Genomic DNA, 21,837 nt, shown 5'->3' on the forward strand with positions numbered 1-21,837 from the left:
AATGTAGTGGGCCATAAGCCGGGGGCTCGGGTCTGGAGCTCCTGCGGGGCAGGCAGAGCCACGGATCGTAGCGATTCAGGCCAATTAATGACCGCTTCCACGGTTGGGGGCATTTCTTGACCGGGTACTGATCTACAGATATCGAATTTGTTGAGTCATGACGGAGTAGGGCGGATCGACATAATTCGCGCCAGTGTATGCGCTACTCCCAGGGATGACTCATACCATCAATGGCGTCCGAAGTAGCTGGGGGTAATTTTTCATTCACCGCCGGAGCCGCAAATTAAAAAGGCCCCGTCCTTTCGGATGGGGCCTTCTTGATCTGGCGCGCTCGGGAGGATTCGAACCTCCGACCGCCTGGTTCGTAGCCAGGTACTCTATCCAGCTGAGCTACGAGCGCGTTGCGGAGCGCACAATAGTGATCTTCTCCCGTCCGGTCAAGCCAATGTTGGTGCTTTCTTTGCTGATCAGCGGGTATCAGGGTCAGATATTGGTTGCTCAAGGCCATGTTGGATTACATAGCAATATTTGATCGCTTTTTGAGCAATGCCGGTGGGGACGAGCTGCCCCGCTGTGCCGTAAGTACCGCTGTGTACGCTGCTGGCCTGGATTGATTGGTCATTGCTTGAGGGGAGCTGAGCCGGTTCAGGCGCGCAGGCCTGCATTGAGCTTTTGCTGCTGCCGCCTTAGCATCACGGCCCATCGAGAGAGCTGTGAGTGATTCAGGTATGGCGGTAACCGGCGGTGTGGCTTTAGTGAAGCTTTTACAGAATTACGGGATCGATACGGTATTCGGGATACCCGGTGTCCATACCCTGGAGCTGTATAGAGGCCTGCCGGAGACCGATATTCGGCATGTGCTCACTCGCCACGAGCAGGGTGCGGGATTTATGGCCGATGGCTATGCGCGGGTCAGCGGTAAACCGGGCGTCTGTTTTTTGATTACAGGGCCGGGCCTGACCAACGCTGCCACCGCCATTGGGCAGGCCTATGCCGATTCAATCCCAATGCTGGTGATCACCAGCGTCAACGAAAGCTGCACGCTGGGGAAGGGGCGGGGTCGTTTGCATGAGACCCAGGACCAGCGTGCCATCAGCGCTCCCCTGACGGCTTTCAGTGCCACCGCGCTCAGCCCGGAAGATATTCCCGATCTGTTAGCCCGGGCCTTCTCTGTATTCAACAGCCAGCGACCGCGACCGGTGCATATCGAGGTGCCGATGGATGTGCTCGCTGCACCGGTAGCCTATGACTGGACAAGCAACGTTGCAGTCTGCGCGAAGCGCCCGGCCCCCTGTGCCGCGGATGTCGAAGCGGCGGTGGAGTTACTGGAGGGTGCCAGAAAGCCGATGATTATTGCCGGTGGTGGTGCCATCAATGCTGCCACCGAACTGCAAGCACTGGCTGAGGCTGTGCAAGCGCCACTATTCACCACCGTTGCAGGCAAGGGCATCTTGCCTCCGGGACACCCGCTGGCCGGCGGCGCGACCCTGTGTACACCCGCTGTCTGGGAATTCGTGGCTGATGCGGACCTGGTTCTGGCGATCGGTACCGAGCTGGCGGACACCGATATGTGGAGGGATACGTTACCGATCAGGGGTTCTCTCATCCGTATCGATATCGATAGTGAGAAAATGAACGATCTCTATCCGCCGACTTTGCCCATAGTCGCTGACAGCCGCCAGTCGGCCAGCGCGATGCTGGCTGCCTGGGGGCAGCGCCAGTCTCAAACGGACAGTGCATGGCTGGAGCGGCTGCGACAGTTACCAGCTCTGGTAAAGCAGGGGCATGCCCCACTGCAGGAGCAGCATCAGCAGGTGCTGGATTGCATCGCGGGAGCCTTGCCGGAGGACGCTCTGGTGGCCACTGATATGACGCAAATTGCCTACACCGGTAATTACGTTTTTGAAAGCGCCGAGCCGCGCAAGTGGCTGCACCCCACTGGTTACGGAACTCTCGGGTATGGATTGCCGGCAGGCATCGGCGCGAAGATTGCGCGTCCCGATCAGCCGGCGCTGGTGATCGCAGGCGATGGTGGGTTTCTTTATACCCTGCAGGAACTGGCCACGGCGGTGGAGGAGATCGGTAGTGCCCTGGTGGTGTTGGTCTACAACAACTCGAGTCTCGGGCAGATTCGTGACGACATGCTGGAGCGCAAAATAAAGCCTGTGGGTGTGCTGCCCCGAAATCCGGATTTCGCGGGTCTGGCGCGGGCCTTCGGTTGTCAGGTTTACAAACCGGCCACACTGGACGGGCTGAGTGCGGATTTGCAGCGGGCTTTCGATTTCGCCGGAGTCAGTTTTATCGATGTCTATGCCGAGAAAATCAGTGCCTGAATACTGGCGACCAGTGTTGGTGCCGTCAGAGAGTCAAATAAAAAAGATCAGACAGTAACTATGAAGTACTCAGATTTGACCCGACGTATTGCCGGGGAGGGTTCCAGCGCCTGGGATATTCATTTCCGGGCCCAGGAACGATTGGCCCGTGGCGAGGACGTGGTCATTCTCTCGGTGGGAGATCCGGACTTCGATACACCGGCTGCCATCGTGGACACTGCCTGCACCGAGCTTAAAGCCGGTGCCACCCATTACGCGGATCATCGTGGAGAGCAGGAGCTGCAACAGGTTCTGGCAGCTCGTCATACTGCCCAGACCGGTGTTTCGACGGACCCCGAACAGGTGGTTGTGGTGGCGGGGGCACAGTGCGGGCTTTATGTGGCTGCCCAGTGCCTGCTCGACTCGGGCGACGAAGTCATCGTTCCTGAACCCATGTATGTCACCTACGAGGCTTTCCTGCAGGCCACCGGAGCCCGGGTAGTCAACGTGCCTCTGCTGCCCGAGCGGCACTTCAACGTCGACCCTGAAGCCATTGCGGCGAAAGTGACGGAGCGCACCCGAGCCATTTTCATCAATAGCCCGCACAACCCAACCGGGGCGGCAGTGGATGAGGCCTCCTGGCGGGCACTGGCCGAGCTTTGCGTTGAACACGAGTTGTGGTTGATTACCGATGAGGTCTACGCAGATCTGATGTTCGAGGGCGAGCATTTTCATCCCGGGCAACTACCCGGAATGAGTGAGCGCACAGTGACTGTATCCAGCCTTTCGAAATCCCATGCCATGACTGGCTGGCGGCTTGGCTGGGTTATAGGTCCGCAGGAATTCGCCAGGCATGCGGGTAACCTCACCCTATGCATGCTTTACGGCAGCCCCGCTTTCGTGCAGAGAGCGGCTGTCACTGCCCTTACCGCAGAGATGCCCGAGCTTGAGGAGATGCGCCAGGCTTACCGCAGGCGCCGCGACCTGATGGTTGCAAGGATTAAATCTATCCCCGGTATCCACTGCCATACGCCGGCAGGCGGAATGTTTATGATGTTGGACGTGCGTGAGTTGGGTGTGAACGCAGAGACCTTCGCAGAGCGGCTGCTGGACGATTTCGGTGTTTCGGTACTGGTCGGCGAAGCCTTTGGCCCCAGTGCGCGGGGGCATGTGCGGGCCAGCTTTTGTGTAAGCGAGTCCGACCTCGACAAGGCCTGTTCTAGAATCGCGGCATGTGCGCAGGCACTCTTGTCGGGGGCATGCGGGTAGGGCCTGCCTGCTCAATTCCCGGGGGCGGCCGGTGTTGTCAGTGCTCAGCTGGCAATGGCTGGCTTGCCCTCGCTCGACTCTCTGGTATCCCCGCCGCTCTGGCCCTCGAGCTGATTCATTTCCTCGCCGCTGATGCGGACGATACGAATATTCAGGAAGCCATAGGCAAGCGCTACGATCGGATTGATCAGGTTGAAAAAGCAGAAAGGCAGGTAGGCCAGAGTGGTCACTTGCAGAGTGTTCGCCATATAAACACCGCAGGCGTTCCAGGGTATCAGGGGGGAGGTGATGGTGCCGCCATCCTCGAGGCTTCGCGAAAGGTTTACGCTGGCCAGGCCGCGCTTCTTGTACTCCGCTTTCCACATTTGACCGGGCAGTACGATCGAAAGGTACTGGTCGCCGGTCAAGACGTTCACTCCGAGGCTGGTTCCCATCGTAGTTGCGATCAGCGAGCCGGTAGAGGAAATCAGTCGTGACAGTGCGCGCATCAGAAGGTTGATGAAGCCGATGCGTTCCAGTACGCCTGTCATCATCATCGATGCGAGCACCAGCCAAACCATGTTGACCATCGATATCATGCCGCCACGGGACAGCAAGCTGTCGACCTGTTCGTTCCCGGTCTGGATTGCGAAACCGTCGTAAAGCGTGATCCAGATTGCCTGGCCCAGGGCGGTAGCCCCCTCAAGTTCACGCAATCCGATAAACTGCTTGACCACCGGCATTTGGGTCAGCAATGCCAGTACCATCGCCACGATGGTCGCGCCGGTGATGGCCAGGTAGGCCGGTGCCTTCTTGATGGCAAGAGCCAGCAGGAGGACAACTGGGATGAGGTTATACCACGCGATTGTGTAGGAACCCTCCAGCGCCTGAAGGAATGCTGTGACATGATTGTGCTGGCTGTCGTCAGTGGAGCTGGTTACGCTTATGAGGAAAAAAACTACCAGCGCAAGGCCGAAGCTTGGCACTGAAACCCAGCTCATATTGCGTATGTGGGAAAAAAGGTTGCTTCCGGCAATAGCAGGCGCCAGATTGGTTGTTTCCGACAACGGAGACATCTTGTCACCGAAATAGGCTCCACTCACCACTGCCCCCGCAGTGATGGCTGGCGACAGTGAGAAACCGTAGGCCACACCAACCATCGCGACACCGATCGTGGCAGCTGTGGTCCATGAGCTGCCAATACAGATGGAAACGATGGCGCAGATGAGACAGCAGGTGGGATAAAACCACTGTGGAGACAGCAGTTTCATGCCAACAAACAGCAGCGTCGGCACTGCGCCAGAGAGCATCATGGCTCCGATCAGGGCGCCAATGGAAAGGAAGATAAGATTGGGGCCGGCTGTGCGGGCGGTAGATTTGACGATGGCTGCTTCGATCTCCTCCCAGCCAATACCATTCTTCAGGCCGACCAGGGCGGCGAGGAACCCGGTCATCATCATCGCTACTTGCGTAGCACCGGCCAGCGAATTGCTGCCAAACAATCCGATGGCGCCGCCCAACACAAGAAGTAACACAGCGCCAAGTAATACGGCATCTAGTGCGCTGAGTGGGTGCTCCTTCGGTTGATCCATTCTCAATTCCAGGGATTATTGTGCTTCGTTGTTCCAGAAAGCACCGTTGCTAGCTGGAAAAGAGGCGTACCAGCCTACCATGCCTCTGTGCCCTGATGTACCCGGGCGATCGAAGGGGAAGTCATCATCTCGCCGAACGGCAGACAGCGGCAGTGGGTAGGTGATGGGAGGCGGATGGGAAGGGGAATGGATTCCCCGGCCAGCGTGGGGTAAGCCAATGGCCGGGGGCTCGTGCTGAGAGCTCAGTACTCGATCAGCACCGGATATTTCAAGTAGGCCCCGTCGTAATACGGGCTGCGCTGGTAGAAAAACTCCAACCTGGCCCTGGGGTCGTTGGCAAACTCCTTGTCCTGAAGTTTTTTCTCAAATTCTCTCTTTAGTACGGAGTCTGCTTCGAGCATTTTTTCCGCCAGCGGTACCAGGGCGTAGGGCTCATAGTATTCCGTGCGCTGCAATATGCCGTTGAAGAACCCCCACTGGAAAAAGGAATCGGGGCCGCGCGGGTCCAGCAGCGCGACCGCGAGCTTGCCCAGGGACTGGTCGGTGCTGACTTTGACATAGTCCTCCAGGTCGCGGTCGACCTGATTTTCCGAAAATTTTGCGGAGACGCGGAAGTGGCCCTCGAAGGGTTTGGTCGCGAAGTTATGGTCGTCTACATTCAGTTGCGTCAGCGTCGCAGTTGCCCGTTCGGGCTCGGCACCTTCAATGCCATGCGCTTTCAGGCGCTCCAGCACCAGTGTTTCTGATTTGGGAATAAAAAATGCCTGCGGCACCCGTACTTCCACACTCTTCACGTTATCGATAAAAACGGGCAGGGCCGGGTAGTCTTTGGCCTTGCCGAGCCATACCACCTGCTCGTCGCCAGTGATGGGGTTCTTTTCTTTCTTATAAGCAATGCCTTTGAAGGGCGCCTTGGTATAGATGGAAGTGTCTGGTGTTTTGTTAGTGCTCCATGCCAGCACCTGGTTCTCGGGGCGGCGCTGCTGGTCGGCGGAGATGGCTTGCTGTAGCTGCTTGCCGTCTTCTGCCAATGCCTGGAGCGCAGCCTCGATCAAGATATAAGTACCGAGCACCCGCTGGCGGTAGGGTTTCAGCGAGTGGTTCTCCACCAGTACGGTAGGCAGGTGGCGGAGGTCACCCAGGCCATTGGAGAAGCGCGGGCTTGCGGTCCAGTGATTGATGCCGTCGGCAAAGTTCTTTGAATTCACGCTGAAGATCAGCGGCCCGGGAATATGGCCGGCTTTCTCCAGGTTGGTATCCAGCGTGTTCTGCAGTCGGGTTTCCAGCCACCTGGCAATGGCGGGGGAATCGCTGGCAAAGGAGCCATTGTAGCCGTAGGTGATATCGTACTGGTAATCCTCACCGTCGGTGACATGCAAATCCAGGTACAGTGTCGGCTCGTACTTGTTGATGACCTCCATCACCGCCCGCAATTCCGGTGTATCCAGCTTCGTGTAGTCGCGATTCAGGTTCAGGTTGTTGCTGTTGGTCCGCCAGCCGGCGTTATCGGGGCCACGCTGGTTCATGCGGGTGAAAGGGCCGGAGCGCTCATGACCATCCACGTTGAGGATGGGGATCAGCAGCAGGTTGACCTGCCGGATCAGTTGGCGCAACTCTTTGTCGCCACCGATATAGTCTCGCAACAGCATAAAGCTGGCATCTTTGCCGTCGATCTCGCCAGAGTGGATCCCGGCCTGTACCAGCAGGGTGGGCTTGCCGTTGGACTTCGGGTCGCTACCCCCCTCCGTGAGTGTCACCAGCTGGACTTTGCGGCCATTTGCGGAGGTGCCGATATCCGTGGCTTTGACATTGGGGCTCGCCGCGGTGAGGCGCTGGACAAAATCTCGCGTCTGCTGGTAATTCGGTGTGGAGGCAAAGCCGCTGGTCTCTGCCGGCGTCATCCACTCTCCTTTTTGCTTGACCAGCTTCTCGGAAGCGCCCTTCCAGGGTAATAGGTCGGGCAGGGGGGCTTCCAGTTCCTGACTTTGTACTGCCTGAGCCCATAGGGAGGCAGTGGCGAGCAGACAGCCTGCGAAAAGCATTGCGCGCTTACGAGAGATCGCTTTGTGCATGGGGATGAATTCCAACGGTCAGTGATGAAGTGAACTTGTATCTTCTTATGCGCAAGATGATAGAGCATGCCGGCGTTTGTCGCATGCTGAGATGGGCGCGAAAGCGAATTCAGTGGCGTCGGTGCATGACGGCGAGGGGATACCCCGTATCGCCACCCATCGATCTCTGGCAATGGCGTTTAACAACTGCTGTGTTCCTGGCTGTCGCCAGCCAAAGACACCGAACAGTGGCTAATTGAAGATTTTTCATCTGTGAAAAGTTTGAGTCGTGTAGCTTTCCTGATTCAGATCCTCGTGGTGTGCGTAAAATCAGGCTGAATGTTGGCACTGGATCGCGCAGATTTTGCCTCGACATTGCCGATAGCTAAGGCGGCGTCGATATCTGGCAAGGCAGGGAAATGACTAGTACGTCGTAACTAATTAGCGCGGCGCGTGAAATCATTCAGTGTATTTTTAATGGTTGAAAGCGCAGCCATTGGCTTCTCAATTTGCCTTGGCCGGGCAGTTCCTGCCGGGGAATGATCACCCAATGGGGTATCAGGTCAGTGATGTGTGTTTTTTTGTGATCTATTTCTCGATGGATGTATGGTCACGAACAGGTGTTTACAGGTTTTAATTTTGCTGCATACAATCCGCGGGCCTGTCTCGGTAATGAAACTGTAACTACCGGGCTGCGCATAAATAATCGTATAAAAATGAAATTTTCCGATAACAATAAAAGACAACACGCCAGTCACGAGAATTCCCGGAGCCGAAGCCGGGGTCCGAATCCAGCGATGAAGTAAAGTCAGTTTCCGGATACCGGGCTTGCCTGTACAGGTGCTTAGCCTCCCTCCTGCTGTCCGTTGACGTGTTGCCAAATCAAATTCCCGATGAGAATGAGGTTGGCGCATGATGAAGAGAAGTTCACTGATTTTTTCTGTAGTCACTTCACTGGCATTACTCCAGTTTTCTACCAATACCAACGCAGAGAATTTGCCACCTGACAGGTACACCCTGAAGCTCGCGCACAGCGGCAAGTGTGTCAATGTCCCCGGTGGCAGCACCTCCAGCAATGTCCAGTTGGATCAACTCGGCTGTTCAGGTTCAGCCGCCCAATACTTCGATATGAGTCCCGCTAGCGATGGTTACTATAAAATCATCAACGTGAACAGCGGCAAGGCGATGCGGGTGGCGTCTGGCTCGAAGTCGAATGGTGCGGCCATCGTACAGTACACATGGTACAACTACGGTTCGCAGCATTTCCTGCCACAGAAGAACGGCAGCGGTTATTTGCTTCGAAACCGACACTCTGGCAAGTGTGTGCAGCTTGCGGGAGGTTCTCAGGGTGACGGTGGCCGGCTGGAACAGATGCCCTGCACGGGGTCTGCCGAACAGACCTTTGCCATCGATCCCACGGTCGACGGCGAGCGCACCCTGGCGTCGGGAAGGTATACCGCCAGGGCTGTACACTCGGGCCTGTGCCTCGATGTGCCGTATTCCAGTACGTCCAATGGCAAGCAGCTACAGCAGTGGAGCTGCAACGGCACTGCCGCGCAGCAGTTCGACTTTATTTATGCCGGTGGTGGTGAATACGAAATCATCAATGCCAACAGCGGTAAGTGCGTGGATATTTACCGGAGTTACACCAGCAACGGTACCGATGTGCAGCAGTACAGCTGTAATCAGGGCACCAACCAGCGCTTCCTGATCGAGGGTACTGGAGAGGGGGATTTCTTGATCAAGACAGCCCTCTCCGGCAACAAGCCAGTCGATGTGTCAAATGTTTCCATGGACGAGGGGGCGAAGATCCACCTCTGGGACGAGCACGGTGGCGAGAACCAGCGCTGGGCGCTCGACCCGGTGATTCATGATGCGGTCGTTCCGAGTGGTATCTACAAACTGGTGGCAAAGCACAGTGGCAAGTGCCTGGATGTGCCGGGGTCAAGCACCTCGCCGGGTACCCAGATCCAGCAGTACTCCTGTAACGGTACCAGCGCCCAGACTTTTGAGGTGCTTCACCAGGCTGACGGTTACTATCGTATATCCAACACCAACAGCGGCCTTTCTCTGTCGGTGCGGCATTTTTCCGGTTCCTCCGGGGCGGCTATCGAGCAGCAGGAGAATTTCGGTGGCGACAATCAGCTGTTCCGGTTCGTACCCTTCTCTTCGGGCTATGTCATTCGACCGAAGTCCAGCTATCAATGCCTGGATGTGAACAACAGTCTGTTCAGCTCGGGCTACGAGGAGCTCGAACAGTACAGCTGTAATTACGACAGCAACCAGGTCTTCGAGCTGGAGCTTTTATCCACCCCCGCCAGTTTCAGCGCTGCCCAAGCCGTCAACAATGGCACCGTGGTGTTGTTGCATGGTTTCACGGGTTGGGGCCGCAACGAGCTGTTCGGCTTCAAGTACTGGGGTGGCGGCTGGAAGGGCAAGAAGGACCTGCAGGAGTACCTTAAATCCCAGGGACACGAAACCGTCACCCTGGCAGTGGGGCCGCTCAGTTCCAACTGGGACCGCGCGGTGGAGGCTTTTTACCAGCTGAAAGGGGGCTGCGTTAACTATGGCGCAATCCATGCCGCCACTCATGGTCATGAGCAGTACGGCCGCTGTTTCGAAGGCCTGTTGCCGGACTGGGATGAGACCAGCAAAATCCACATCATTGCCCACAGCCAGGGCGGCCAGACGGCGCGCGTGTTGCTGAAGCTGTTGCGCGACGGTTCTCCCGAGGAGAATTATGAGGCCGGGACGGTGTTCGAGGGGGGCAAGAACTGGATCAAAAGTGTCACCACGGTTTCCACACCCCACAATGGCACCACGCTGACCGAGCTTTTCAATCCGCTGGACATCACCGAGCAACTGGTAACTTCGATCTATCGGGTGGCCGGTCTGGCCAGTGGTGAGAACGTGGTCTACGACCTGAAACTGGACCAGTGGGCCCTGACCCGGCAGGCGGGCGAGAGCTGGGGTGACTACTATCAGCGTGTGAAGGACCACCAGCTGTGGGACGAGTCCCTGGATACGTCGCTCTACGACCTGAGCCCGGAAGGCGCACCCTATATCTACGGCGGCGCAATCACCTACCCGGACGTCTACTACTTCTCCTATTCGAACCAGTCGACGTTCGAGGGGCTGTTTACGGGCAAGCACTATCCCATCGCCTCCACCTTCCTGCCATTCATGCCGCAGTCCCTGTTCATGGGGCAGTACCAGAACAGTGACCTGGGGGTGGACCAGGACTGGTTCGCCAATGACAGTGTGGTCAACACCAACAGCATGGTGGCCCCGGGCGATGCGCCAGTCCAGCCCTACAATGGACTGCCAGTGCCCGGGGTCTGGCAGCATATGGGCAGCAAGTCCGGCTGGGACCATTTGGATGTAACGGGCATGTTTACCCTGAAGGACATCAACCCGATGTACCTGAATCACGTAGAAACCCTGAAATCCCTGGATTGACCTGCCCCGTTCTGCAGAGTGGGATCATGGAAAGTGAACCCCTGAAGTAATGAAGGGGGTCATCGAGGCCAGCTCGTATGTCGGGCTGGCCTTTTTTTGGTCCTCCGGTATCTGCAGCCGCGCCAACCAGCGGGCTCGCCTCTGGTTCCGGTCGCTTAATAACCGGAAATTCCGCTGCCGGCTGGACCGAATTTTCTTCAATTGAGGCGGCGACAAGCAGTTGGCACCTAATAATATTCGGAATAATATAGTTTTTGCCTAATCATAATCTGCAATAGGAATCAAATGGTAAGCTCTATTTCGTCTCTGGATCGTACGGATATCGCCATCCTGCGGGTGCTGCAGGCCGAGGGGCGTATCAGCAATGTGGAGCTGTCCGACCGGGTGCATCTGTCACCACCGGCCACCCTGGCACGGGTCAGGCGGCTGGAGGAAGAGGGCTATATCAGCGGCTATGCCGCAATGCTCAATCGGGAGAAGCTGGGGCACGACAACCTGGCCCTGATCGAGATCGCCCTGGAGCTGCATCAGTACGAGCGTATCACCGAAGTGCTTGATCAACTGGTGGCGATGCCAGAGGTGCTCGAGTGCTATCACGTGACCGGTGAATACGACTACATGATCAAGGTTTCCACCGTGAACAACCGGGCCCTCGACCACTTCATTGCCAAGAGACTGATCCCGCTCCCCGGGATAGCACGGATTCATACCAGCATCGTTTTGAAGGCCCTCAAGCAGACAACGGAGCTGGACTTACCGGAGCCCTAGGCGCGGTCGCATGTGTGGCCGCCGGATGAATAACGATAAGAGAGGCACACATGTGGGAATCAAAGAATATCGAGACCAACGTCATTCACGGCGGCAAGAAGTCACAGGGCGAGCACGGTCCGCTCTCCACACCGATTTACCAGACCTCGACGTTTGTTTTCGACAATGTGCAGCAGGGCGCCGACCGCTTTGCCGGTGAGGACCAGGGGCACATCTACTCCAGGCTGGGCAACCCCACGGTGGACGAGCTGGAAGCGCGCATGGCGGTGCTGGAAGAGACCGAAGCTGCAGCCGCTTTTGGCTCCGGCATGGGCGCCGTTTCTGCGGCCATTTTTGCGCTGCTCAAGGCCGGTGACCACCTGATTACCTCCCATCGCCTCTATGGCTGCACCTTCGCGCTGTTCAATCATCAATTGCCGGCGCTGGGTATCGAGGTGAGCTTTGTAGATCTGGCGGATGCGCAGGCGGTACGGGCGGCGATCAAGCCGAATACCAAAGTCATCTATGGCGAGACCCCGATTAATCCATGCCTGACGGTCATTGACCTGGACACGATCGGGAGTATCGGACGCGAGAGCGATATCACCACCGTAATCGACAATACCTTCATGTCCCCGGTTCTGCAGCGCCCAGCAAACCACGGTATTGACCTGGTACTGCATTCCGCCACCAAGTACCTCAATGGCCATGGCGATGTTGTGGCGGGGATCCTGTGCGGCGCAGCGGAGCTGATCAATCACATCAAGATGACCACCCGTAAGGATATGGGGGCGATTATGAGTCCCCACGATGCGTGGCTGGTGATGCGGGGTCTGAAAACCCTGCACTTGCGTGTTGAGCGCCACAGCGAGAATGCGCAGGTCGTTGCCGAATATCTGCAGAGCCACAGCAGCATCGAAAAAGTCTATTACCCCGGCCTGCCGGATCATCCGGGTTACCCACTACTGGGCAAGCAGATGAAGGGAGCCGGCGGTGTGATGGCGTTCGAGCTCAAATGCAGCTTTGAGCAGGCCGTGTCCTTTATCAACGGACTCAAGATGTGCAAGCGCGCAGTGAGCCTCGGTGATGCCGAAACACTGATTCAGCACCCGGCATCCATGACCCACTCCACTTACGAGCCGGAAGAACTGGCCGAGGCGGGCATTTCTCGTACGCTGATCCGTCTGGCGGTGGGCCTGGAAAATGCCGAGGATATCCTGGCGGACCTCCAGCAGGCCCTGGACAGCATACGCTAAACGCGGTTACTGAAGCCAGACGAGCCAAGAGAGCTTCACTGGAGAAGCTTCGATCCCGTGCTGATTTACCGGTTTGGGGCGCAGTTTCTCTGTGGAGGAAAGGTTTTTGCAGTCATCAGCCGGGACGTGCGCACCGTGAATATGCAGATCAATGCTCGGGAGTTATTTGAGGAAAAGGATCTGGAGCTCCAGGAGTGGTTGGAGTCACTGGAGGATATCCTTCGTCATCAAGGTGCCGCGCGGGCCAGGGAGATATTGCAGGCGCTGCAGGAGCGCCTTATCGGGCATGGTCTGCAACTGGATCAGGCTCCGCTGAATACCCCCTATCGAAATACGATTCCTTTATCGAAGCAGCCGGTATATCCGGGTGATCTGGTCATGGAGCAGCGGATAGAAAACCTGATCCGCTGGAATGCTATGGCCATGGTCTTGCAGGCTGCGGATAGCGGGGCTGGAGTCGGCGGCCACATTGCCACTTATGCTTCAGCCGCATCCATGCTCGAAGTGGGTTTCAATCATTTCTTCCGTTGCCGTGATGAACAATACGGTGGCGACCTGGTAAACGTGCAGGCCCATGCGGCACCTGGCGTATATGCCCGCGCCTACCTGGAAGGGCGCTTGACAGAGCAACAGCTCAGTAATTTTCGTCGGCAGTTGCAGCGGGGTGGCGGGCTCTCCTCCTATCCCCATCCTCGGCAGATGCCGGATTTCTGGCAGGCGCCTACCGCGTCTATGGGCCTTTCCACTCCCTCCGCTATCTATCAGGCCCGTTTCGCCAAGTATCTCGAAGCTCGGGGATTGAAACCGGAAAATGGCGGCAAGGTCTGGAATTTCATCGGTGACGGTGAGGCCGATGAACCGGAAGTGCTGGGCACGATCAATCTTGCCTCCCGGGAAAATCTCGACAACCTGGTGCTGGTTATCAACTGTAACCTGCAGCGCCTCGACGGCCCTGTGCGGGGCAATGGCAAGGTCATTCAGGAGCTGGAGCGCAGCTTCCGCGGTGCGGACTGGCAGGTGATCAAGGTGGTCTGGGGCAGTGGCTGGGACACCCTGTTGCAGAATGATCGCGACGGTGTGTTGCAGCGCAGAATGGACGAGACCCTGGATGGCGATTACCAGTTGTACTCGACCCGTCCAGGCGGCGCGCAGCGCGAGCAGTGGGTGGAAAATTCTCCGGAGCTGCGGGCGCTGATGAGCAGCCTGACGGATGATGAAGTCCGCCAGATCAAGCGTGGTGGCCAGGATCCAAAGAAAATCTATGCCGCCTTTGCCAGAGCTGCCGAAAGCCGCGGCAAGCCGACGGTAATTCTGGTCAAGACCGTGAAGGGTGACGGGCTCGGTGAGTCGACCCAGGGCAAGAACACGGCGCATCAGAAAAAGCAGTTTTCCGACGAAGAGCGAATCAGCATTGGCAGGAAGCTCGGTATTCCACTGGGCGATCAGGAGCTTGCCAGTGCCAGCTTTTACCGACCACCGGAAAACTCCGAGGAACTGCAGTATCTCTTGAGGAGGCGCGGTGCTCTCGGCGGCGGAATGCCCTCTCGTCGCGTTGATTGCCAGCGATTGCCGGCGCCTGATAGAGCCCGGTTCGAAGAATTCTTCCGTGGCAGCGGAGCGCGCCCGATCTCGACGACGATGGCAGTGGTCAAGATGATGGCCAAGCTGATCAAAGATCCCCAGATCGGCAAGTACATCGTGCCAATCGTTCCGGATGAGGCGCGAACCTTCGGTATGGAAGCCCTGTTCCGCGAAGCAGGTATTTATGCACCGGAAGGGCAAAAGTATCTGCCGGTCGATGCGGACAGCCTGCTGCCGTATCGCGAAGCCGCAGATGGGCAGATCCTGCAGGAGGGGATCTGTGAAACCGGCGCCATGGCTTCCTTTGTTGCAGCCGGTACTGCCTATGCCAACCACGGCGTGCCCACGATTCCTCTCTACATTTTCTACAGCATGTTCGGCTTTCAGCGTGTGGGCGACATGATCTGGGCGGCGGCAGACAGCATGTGCCGCGGTTTTCTGATTGGTGGAACCGCGGGGCGTACCACGCTGAATGGCGAGGGGCTGCAGCACCAGGATGGACACTCCCACATCCTCGCGTCCACTGTGCCGAATATGCGCAGCTATGATCCGGCCTTCGCCTTTGAGCTGGCAATACTGTTACGCGAGGGGATCGAGGCCATGTACGGGCGCGGGGAGGAGATCTTCTATTACCTGACCGTGTACAACGAGAACTACCCCATGCCGGCAATGCCCGAGGGAGACGGTGAGCGAATTGAAGAGGGCATCCGCAGGGGCCTGTATTTATTCAAGGCTGGCGAGGCTGTAGCTGCCGGCCAGCCCGTTGTGCAGCTGTTCGGGAGCGGCAGCATCATGCAGGAGGTACTGAGGGCCCAGGAGTTGCTGGCGGAGCGTGGAATTCGCGCGGATGTCTGGAGTGTCACCAGTTACACCGAGCTTGCGCGAGATGCTGAACGGGCAGAGCATCAAAACCGGAAGGAGCCCGGTGAAAGATGTCAGTCCTATCTCGAGAGGGTGCTCTCCGATATAAAAGGTCCGGTGGTCGCATGTACAGACTATATGCGCGCACTGCCCGCCAGCATCGCCCGCTGGGTGCCCGCGCCCTACATTACCCTCGGCACCGACGGCTTCGGGCTGAGTGAATCCCGCGAGTGTCTGCGCAGGTACTTCGAAGTGGACGCCGCAAGTATTGTCCACGCAGCCATGACTGCTCTGTGTGATGAGGGCGAGCTCCATGCGGATGACGTGGCCGCTCACCGCGAGTCTCTGGGCCTCGAAGGCAAGTTCCCGCGGGCGATGGATGGCCAGTTTCAGTAAGGAGCCGGTCCGGGAGCCAGGTTTGAAGGGCTTGGGGCAGGGGGCGTGGAGCGCCTCCCTCTGTCCCGGAGCTGTCCCCGGGCTAAGGGCATCCCGCTGCTGTTGCCTGGGATGCTTGTGCTGTCTTGTGGCTAATCGTTAGCCGCGTTTTTGTCCCTTCCCAGTTCATCGTCTCGCTGGTCATGAGAGCGCGCTCTCTCACGTCTCTCCGTCCGAAGTTAAAGTCACCGCATTATCCCTCCCGCCCACAGTCCTGTTGACCCACCTGAATGCGCTGCTATCATACCGTCCAGTTGGTTGGTTTTGACCGGTATCTCCTGGAGGGTCACATGTCCAAGGTCGACAAAGACACCATCATCCGTGCCGCCGAAGAGGTGGTGCGGGAGCGTGGCGCGCGCAAGTTAACGCTGGACGCGGTGGCCGCCCAGTGCGGGTTGAGCAAGGGTGGCTTGCTGCATCACTTCCGCACCAAGCAGGCCCTGTTGCAGGCCATGCTGGAGTCGTCCATCGGCTGTGAGGCTGAGCTGACCGCGGAGTATGCGGCCAGCGGTGGCGATACCAGTGGCCCGCTGGCGTCCCGAATCTGTTCCGCCTTCGCCATGATGGAAGACGACAAGGGGCTGCCCCGGGCTCTGATCGCAGCAGTGGCTGAAGACCCGGCATTGCTGGAGCCGATCAAGGCAAAGGAGGCCAGAGCCCGCGAAGACCTGGCGGCTAGCTGTAGCGACCCGGACCTCGCGCTGTTGTTGCTGCTGGCGACGCGCGGGCTCTTCCTCGGACGTGTGCTCGGTGTCCTGGAGCCTGATGACCCCATTTTCGAGCGCCTGCGCAAGCGGCTGCTCGCCCTGGCGGCTGACCTCGATTGACCCTCTGGTTGATCTCTCTGATTTCCCCATTCGAGTTTCTGGATACTGAATATGAAACTTCCCGGTAGTGCCCATTTGCCACTGGTCTTTCTGCTTGCGCTGACTGCGTTGATCACGGCTTGCTCCGATTCATCAGGCGGTGATGAGCCGGTGGAGCGCGTTTGGCCGGTAAAAATTGCCTCCGTGGCGAGCGCCGATGGCATGTCAGCACGTCAGTTTGCCGGGCGGGTGAAAGCGGTTCAGACCGTGGACCTGTCTTTCCAGGTGGGCGGCAAGCTGCAGGAGATGAAGTTCAGTGAAGGGGAGATCGTCCCCAAGGGCAGGCTGATTGCCGCATTGGATGATCGGGATTTTCGCCGTCGTGTCAAAGAAGCCACGGTCAACCTTCAGCTGCTGGAGAAGACGGTCGAGCGGCAACGTGCCTTGAAAGAGCGCAATGTTATTTCGGCACAACAGCTGGACGAGACAGAGACCAACTACGACCTGGCAAAAGTGGCGCTGGAAAATGCCGAGCAAGACCTCGCCTATACCCGCCTGATGGTGCCTTTCGATGCGCTGGTCACCCGCCAGTTGGTGGAGAATTACACCAATGTGCAGAGAGGGCAGGGCGTCGTGCGATTGCAAAACGTATCGGAAGTTCGCGTGCAGGTATCTGTTCCTGAAAAGCTGCTGGCGACAATCGATGCCGAGCGCGTGGAATCTATCACCGCAAGCTTTGAATTCCTGCCGGGTCAGGAATTTCCCCTGGAATACCGTGAGCACCAGGCTGAAGCCGACAGCGTGACCCAGACCTATATCGTTGAGCTGGGAATGCCCCGTCCGGAGAAGGTGCAGATACTGCCGGGAATGACTGCACGGGTGAAGTTGCGGCTCAAGCAGGACCAGGGCGAGCTGCGGGTGCCGCTCTCCGCGGTACAGACCAATGCCGACGGCACACCCTACGTCTGGCAAATCAACAGCGACCAGAGCGTTTCCCGTGTGGATGTTGAGCTTGGTGGCACCGATGGCGACTCTGTCCAGGTGACCGAGGGGCTGCAGCCCGGGAGCATGCTGGTGGCAGCTGGCGGCCAGCATCTCTATGAGGGGGCAAAGGTGCGGAACTATGCCGCAAAAGCCGCGGGTCAACCTGCTGCCGAGCCCGGGCAGTAAAGTGGTTTTGTTGGGGGAAATGCGGTGAAGATTTCAGAGGTGTTTATCCGGCAGCCCGTCTACAGCTGGCTGCTAATGCTCATATGTCTGTTCGGTGGTCTATGGGGAATAGCCGATATTGGACGCCTGGAAGATCCGGCATTCACGATCAAGGAAGCGCGGATATTTACCGCCTATCCGGGTGCCAGCGCCTTGCAGGTCGAGGAAGAGGTGACGGAGAAGCTCGAAGTCGCTATCCAGCAACTGGCACAGCTTAAGGACATTACTTCAACCTCGCGGCCTGGAATGTCTGAGATCCGCGTGGAGATCAAGGATCATTATGACTCGAGCCAGTTGACCCAGATCTGGGACGAGCTGCGCCGCAAGGTGCGAGACGTCCAGGGGCTGCTGCCCCGAGGTGCTCTGCCGCCGGTTGTGAACGACGATTTCGGGGAAGTCTTCGGGATTTATTACGCGGTTACCGGGGAGGGGTTCTCCCACAGTGAAATGCGTGAGATCAGCAAGGGCATTCGCCGGGAATTGCTTACCGTGGACGGTGTGACGAAGGTGTCCCGCTCCGGTGCAATCGATGAAGTTGCCTACCTGGATATCGACGAGTCACGCCTGGCCCAGCTGGGATTTTCCCTGGATGACCTCTCACAGGTGTTACAGGCAGAGAGCGCGATTCAGCAGGTGGGTGAGATCGAAGGAAAAGATCTGCGCACCCGTATTGTGGTGGATAACCAGGCCAATGACCTGGAAAGCATTCGCAATATCCTGATTGGCGTTCCCGGTTCCACGGCCATGCTGGCGGTTCGGGATATCGCCGATGTGTCTATCGGCTATGAACAGAGTCCGGACTTTATTGCGCGCCATGATGGCAAGCCAGCCATCCTCCTTGGCGTTGCCGGTGGGCAGGATACCAACATCGTTGACGTGGGCGCGGCCGTCGAGGAGAAGCTGGCGCAGCTGGCACAGGGCTTACCGCTGGGTGTGGAAATCTTCCCGATCTATGAGCAGCACCGGGTTGTCGAAGAGAGTGTAAACGGCTTTCTGTTCAACCTGGTTTCCTCGGTGGTCATCGTCATTCTGGTGCTGTGCCTGTTTATGGGCTGGCGCTCGGGTGTCGTGGTGGGCACGGTACTGGCACTCACGGTGCTGGGCACTGTGTTCATCATGAATCTGATGGGCCTCAACCTGCAGCGGATCTCGCTCGGCGCACTGATTATCGCCATGGGTATGCTGGTGGATAACGCCATCGTGGTGGCCGAGGGGATGCTGATGGGGGTGGAGAAAAAAGAGAAACCCCGCAACGCTGCCGCCCGGGTCGTACGCCAAACATTCTGGCCCCTTCTCGGTGCCACGATTATCGGCATCATGGCTTTCTCGGGTATCGGTTTGTCAGATGACGCCACCGGAGAGTTTCTGTTCTCGCTGTTCGCCGTTATCGGTATCTCCCTGCTGTTGAGCTGGATACTGGCCATTACCATCACCCCTTACCTGGGTTATCACCTGTTCAAACCGGCCAAAGACAGCGATTCCGATGACCCCTACCAGGGCCGGTTTTATCGGATGTATGCCAATGCGTTGTCGGGTGCCCTCCGCCGTCGCGGTACAACGATTGCCGCTTTGCTGGCGGTGACCGTCGTCAGTTATGCGGCCTTCGGCTTCGTCAAGCAGGGCTTTTTCCCCAACTCCAATTCGCCCCTGTTTTACGTCAACTATTTCATGCCGCAGGGTAGTGATATCAAACGGACGGATCGAGCCCTGAAGGAGGCGACGGATTTTTTCCAGTCTAAGGAGGGGGTGGTTTCTGTCACCGCAGTGGCTGGTCGTGGCGCCGATCGCTTTATGCTGACCTATGCGCCGGAACCGCCCAACCCGTCTTACGGCCAGTTGATTGTTCGCACTGAGACTCGCGAGCAGATCTCGCCCCTGATAGAGCAGGCGAAACAAGCGCTGCGCAATCAACAGCCGGATGCACTGATTACCTTCAAGCGCATTGTGTTCGGCCCCGGTGGCGGTGCGGACGTGGAAGTGCGTATCTCCGGGCCTGACTTCAATACGCTGCGAGCGTTGGCAGGCAATGTGGAAACGGTTTTCCGCAAAGAGGAGCTGGCGGATATTCGCCACAACTGGCGGGGACGTGAGCCGGTTATTCGCGCACACCTTGATGATGAGCGGGCGAGATTGGCGGGCGTCACCAATGCGGATATCAGTCGTACAGTGCAGTTCGCCACCCAGGGTTATCGGGTGGGGGACTTTGAGAGTGGCGATCGCATTATCCCCATTGTCGCGCGGCTGCCGCGGGATGATCGCAATCAGGTGGGGTCATTGACAGACCGGTTGGTGTGGAGCCCCAACGAGCGCGGATATATCCCCGCGGGGCAGCTGGTGGAAAAATTCGAAACCACCGCTGAAGAGGGCCTGATACAGCGTCGTAATCGTGTACCCACAATTACCATCAGCGGTGATGCCCCCGGGGGCGTTACGGCGATGGCGGCTTTCGGCAAGGTTCGCGAAAATGTTGATAGCATTCCACTGCCAGCAGGGTACACCCTGGAATACGGGGGTGAATACGAACGATCCAGCGACGCACAGAAATCACTGGGCAAGGGACTGCCAATCGGATTCCTGATCATGATTCTGGTGTCGGTGCTGCTGTTCGGCACCGTGCGCGAACCGGTGATCATCTGGCTGGTGGTGCCAATGTCGCTGGTAGGGGTTGTGATTGGACTGCTGTTGTCTGGCCTGCCTTTCGGCTTTATGTCCCTTCTGGGTGTGTTGAGCCTCTCGGGGATGCTTATCAAAAATGCTGTGGTACTGGTGGATGAAATCCAGGCCCAGAGCCATGCCGGCCTGCCGCGCCTGAGTGCTATTCAGCAGGCCAGCGTGAGCCGTTTGCGGCCCGTGTTCCTTGCCGCGGTCACCACCATCCTGGGCATGTCTCCACTGCTGTTTGATGCCTTCTTTGCCGACATGGCGGTCACCATTATGGGTGGCCTGGGCTTCGCCACGGTATTGACGCTGATTGCTGTGCCGGTGCTTTATGCGGTATTCCATCGGGTCAGGGCCGATGAGGTGGTCGAGCGGTAAGCCGGTAACTTCGTTGCCGAGGTGGTGCTTTTCTATAGCTGCCAGCCGAAGGTTTCCAGCAGCGTCAGAAACTCTCCGCGGGGCGCTTCACGCAGCACCAGTGTTTCACCGGTGACAGGGTGAGGCAGCTGTAGCTCGATGGCGTGGAGTAATAAGCGACTGCAGCCCAGGTGTTCCGCAAAAAAACGGTTGTGTGTTGATTTGCCGTATTTGGGGCAGCCGATAAGCGGGTGTGAAATATGCTTGAAGTGACGCCGGATCTGATGGCGGCGTCCTGTCTTCAACTGTACTTCGACCAGGGAATATCGGCTGGTGGGATAGCGGTCAACTTCGCACGGGAGCTCGATGGTTTCAAGCCGCCGGAACAGGGTGACGGCCTCCTGTCGCGGTTGATCGGCCCTCGGTCGTTTCCTCTGGTGCTTGAAATCATTCACCGGTGGCAACGGGTGATCGATGATCCCTTTTTCCGGACAGTAGCCCCGGCATACGGCGACATATTTCTTCACCGCCCTCTCACTTTCCAGTAGCGACTGCGCCTTTGCTGCCACTTCACCGCTCTTGGCAAACAGAATGACGCCGGACGTGGGTTTGTCCAGGCGATGGATGGGGTACAGGTAGGTGCCCGTTTGGTCGCGCAGGTACTGGAGCAGGAACCGGGTCTCGTGCCGATCGATGCTCGATCGGTGCACGAGCCAACCCTCTGGCTTGTAGGCCGCCACGAGATCTGCATCTTCATAAATCACTTCCGGGGGCCCGACAGCTTTCTTATCGGCTTGTGTCATGGGTAGTCACTGTTCCGGATCAGGGCCACTCTGAGAGCGGCTCGACGTAGACCCAACGTTTTTTGTGGAGCTTGAACAGGGAGATTTCATGCAGAGCCCGCTCACTGTCACCGTCACGGAACCAGGCCCGGAACTCCACCACTGAGCGTTTCAGGCCCTGCTTGCTGCGCACCACCTCAAGGCGGGTCCACTCGGTATTCAGATCCTCCGCGCTGAGTTCAGGGCGTGTGTCTGGGTGCCAGGTCTGCCGCAGGTAGGGCAGGTTGCCCATCACATAAGCCGTGTAGCGACTGCGCATCAGGGCTTCCGCCGACTGCGGGTAAGCCTTGCCGGAGAGGTAGAGGCCACAGCAGCGATCAAATGGCTTTCCGGTCCCGCAGGGGCAGGGGGAATCGGTCATGTGGTTACTCTCCATACTTGCTGCAAACGGCGATTGCAGGCTTGCCGTTGGGGCTCGGCCTG

Annotated in this window: 13 protein-coding genes and 1 tRNA gene; 9 read left to right on the forward strand and 5 right to left on the reverse strand. The window is 57.9% G+C overall.

What is annotated here, in order from left to right; genetic code table 11:
• Positions 1-323: 323 nt before the first annotated feature.
• Positions 324-400: transfer RNA gene (locus AWR36_RS02205), tRNA-Arg, on the reverse strand.
• 313 nt (positions 401-713) lie between these two features.
• Between AWR36_RS02205 and AWR36_RS02210 the strand changes: the two genes are divergently transcribed.
• Both AWR36_RS02210 and AWR36_RS02215 read left to right on the forward strand, forming a co-directional pair.
• Entirely contained in the window at positions 714-2,333 is a 1,620-nt protein-coding gene (locus AWR36_RS02210; RefSeq protein ID WP_231745212.1) for a 5-guanidino-2-oxopentanoate decarboxylase, read from the forward strand.
• Between the two features lie 60 nt (positions 2,334-2,393).
• Positions 2,394-3,581, forward strand: a complete 1,188-nt coding sequence (locus AWR36_RS02215; protein ID WP_067080261.1) for a pyridoxal phosphate-dependent aminotransferase — start codon at positions 2,394-2,396, stop codon at positions 3,579-3,581.
• A gap of 44 nt (positions 3,582-3,625) precedes the next feature.
• Here the strand turns inward: AWR36_RS02215 and nhaC are convergent, their stop codons facing one another.
• Both nhaC and AWR36_RS02225 read right to left on the reverse strand, forming a co-directional pair.
• Positions 3,626-5,152, reverse strand: a complete 1,527-nt coding sequence (nhaC, locus tag AWR36_RS02220; protein WP_067080264.1) for a Na+/H+ antiporter NhaC — start codon at positions 5,150-5,152, stop codon at positions 3,626-3,628.
• 242 nt (positions 5,153-5,394) lie between these two features.
• Positions 5,395-7,224, reverse strand: coding sequence for a M14 family metallopeptidase (locus tag AWR36_RS02225; RefSeq protein ID WP_197409211.1), 1,830 nt, complete (start codon positions 7,222-7,224; stop codon positions 5,395-5,397).
• An 891-nt stretch (positions 7,225-8,115) separates the two neighbouring features.
• Here AWR36_RS02225 and AWR36_RS02230 point away from each other — a divergent pair.
• The 7 genes from AWR36_RS02230 (at position 8,116) to AWR36_RS02260 (ending at position 20,593) form a co-directional block, all read left to right on the forward strand.
• Positions 8,116-10,662 (forward strand): lipase-like domain-containing protein, encoded by a 2,547-nt coding sequence (locus AWR36_RS02230; RefSeq protein ID WP_067080268.1) that lies wholly within the window; start codon positions 8,116-8,118, stop codon positions 10,660-10,662.
• 285 nt (positions 10,663-10,947) lie between these two features.
• Positions 10,948-11,430 (forward strand): Lrp/AsnC family transcriptional regulator, encoded by a 483-nt coding sequence (locus AWR36_RS02235; RefSeq protein ID WP_067080271.1) that lies wholly within the window; start codon positions 10,948-10,950, stop codon positions 11,428-11,430.
• Positions 11,431-11,480: 50 nt separating this feature from the next.
• Positions 11,481-12,665 carry a methionine gamma-lyase gene (gene megL / locus AWR36_RS02240; RefSeq protein ID WP_067080276.1) on the forward strand — a complete coding sequence of 395 codons (1,185 nt, stop codon included), beginning with the start codon at positions 11,481-11,483 and terminating at the stop codon, positions 12,663-12,665.
• Between the two features lie 141 nt (positions 12,666-12,806).
• A complete protein-coding gene (aceE, locus tag AWR36_RS02245) occupies positions 12,807-15,503 on the forward strand; it encodes a pyruvate dehydrogenase (acetyl-transferring), homodimeric type (RefSeq protein WP_067081785.1) in 2,697 nt (898 codons plus the stop codon).
• Positions 15,504-15,832: 329 nt separating this feature from the next.
• On the forward strand, positions 15,833-16,369 hold the full coding sequence (locus tag AWR36_RS02250; RefSeq protein ID WP_176491083.1) for a TetR/AcrR family transcriptional regulator: 537 nt from the start codon (positions 15,833-15,835) through the stop codon (positions 16,367-16,369).
• A gap of 51 nt (positions 16,370-16,420) precedes the next feature.
• The gene (locus AWR36_RS02255; protein ID WP_067104424.1) at positions 16,421-17,518 is read left to right on the forward strand and encodes an efflux RND transporter periplasmic adaptor subunit; all 1,098 of its coding nucleotides are present in this window, start codon (positions 16,421-16,423) and stop codon (positions 17,516-17,518) included.
• Between the two features lie 24 nt (positions 17,519-17,542).
• Positions 17,543-20,593 carry an efflux RND transporter permease subunit gene (locus tag AWR36_RS02260; protein WP_067080286.1) on the forward strand — a complete coding sequence of 1,017 codons (3,051 nt, stop codon included), beginning with the start codon at positions 17,543-17,545 and terminating at the stop codon, positions 20,591-20,593.
• A gap of 32 nt (positions 20,594-20,625) precedes the next feature.
• Here AWR36_RS02260 and AWR36_RS02265 read toward each other — a convergent pair whose 3' ends face one another.
• Both AWR36_RS02265 and AWR36_RS02270 read right to left on the reverse strand, forming a co-directional pair.
• A complete protein-coding gene (locus tag AWR36_RS02265; protein WP_067080289.1) occupies positions 20,626-21,375 on the reverse strand; it encodes a pseudouridine synthase in 750 nt (249 codons plus the stop codon).
• A gap of 19 nt (positions 21,376-21,394) precedes the next feature.
• Positions 21,395-21,775, reverse strand: coding sequence for a YchJ family protein (locus AWR36_RS02270; protein ID WP_067080292.1), 381 nt, complete (start codon positions 21,773-21,775; stop codon positions 21,395-21,397).
• Positions 21,776-21,837: the final 62 nt, after the last annotated feature.

Origin of the sequence: Microbulbifer flavimaris, assembly GCF_001641755.2 — a bacterium.
Lineage (GTDB): Bacteria > Pseudomonadota > Gammaproteobacteria > Pseudomonadales > Cellvibrionaceae > Microbulbifer > Microbulbifer flavimaris.

Excerpts from the sequence above, each read along its gene's own strand:
- AWR36_RS02215 (WP_067080261.1), top strand. The coding sequence starts at position 2,394 with ATGAAGTACTCAGATTTGACCCGACGTATTGCCGGGGAGGGTTCCAGC.
- nhaC (WP_067080264.1), bottom strand. The coding sequence starts at position 5,152 with ATGGATCAACCGAAGGAGCACCCACTCAGCGCACTAGATGCCGTATTA.
- AWR36_RS02225 (WP_197409211.1), bottom strand. The coding sequence starts at position 7,224 with ATGCACAAAGCGATCTCTCGTAAGCGCGCAATGCTTTTCGCAGGCTGT.
- AWR36_RS02230 (WP_067080268.1), top strand. The coding sequence starts at position 8,116 with ATGATGAAGAGAAGTTCACTGATTTTTTCTGTAGTCACTTCACTGGCA.
- AWR36_RS02235 (WP_067080271.1), top strand. The coding sequence starts at position 10,948 with ATGGTAAGCTCTATTTCGTCTCTGGATCGTACGGATATCGCCATCCTG.
- megL (WP_067080276.1), top strand. The coding sequence starts at position 11,481 with ATGTGGGAATCAAAGAATATCGAGACCAACGTCATTCACGGCGGCAAG.
- aceE (WP_067081785.1), top strand. The coding sequence starts at position 12,807 with ATGCAGATCAATGCTCGGGAGTTATTTGAGGAAAAGGATCTGGAGCTC.
- AWR36_RS02250 (WP_176491083.1), top strand. The coding sequence starts at position 15,833 with ATGTCCAAGGTCGACAAAGACACCATCATCCGTGCCGCCGAAGAGGTG.
- AWR36_RS02255 (WP_067104424.1), top strand. The coding sequence starts at position 16,421 with ATGAAACTTCCCGGTAGTGCCCATTTGCCACTGGTCTTTCTGCTTGCG.
- AWR36_RS02265 (WP_067080289.1), bottom strand. The coding sequence starts at position 21,375 with ATGACACAAGCCGATAAGAAAGCTGTCGGGCCCCCGGAAGTGATTTAT.
- AWR36_RS02270 (WP_067080292.1), bottom strand. The coding sequence starts at position 21,775 with ATGACCGATTCCCCCTGCCCCTGCGGGACCGGAAAGCCATTTGATCGC.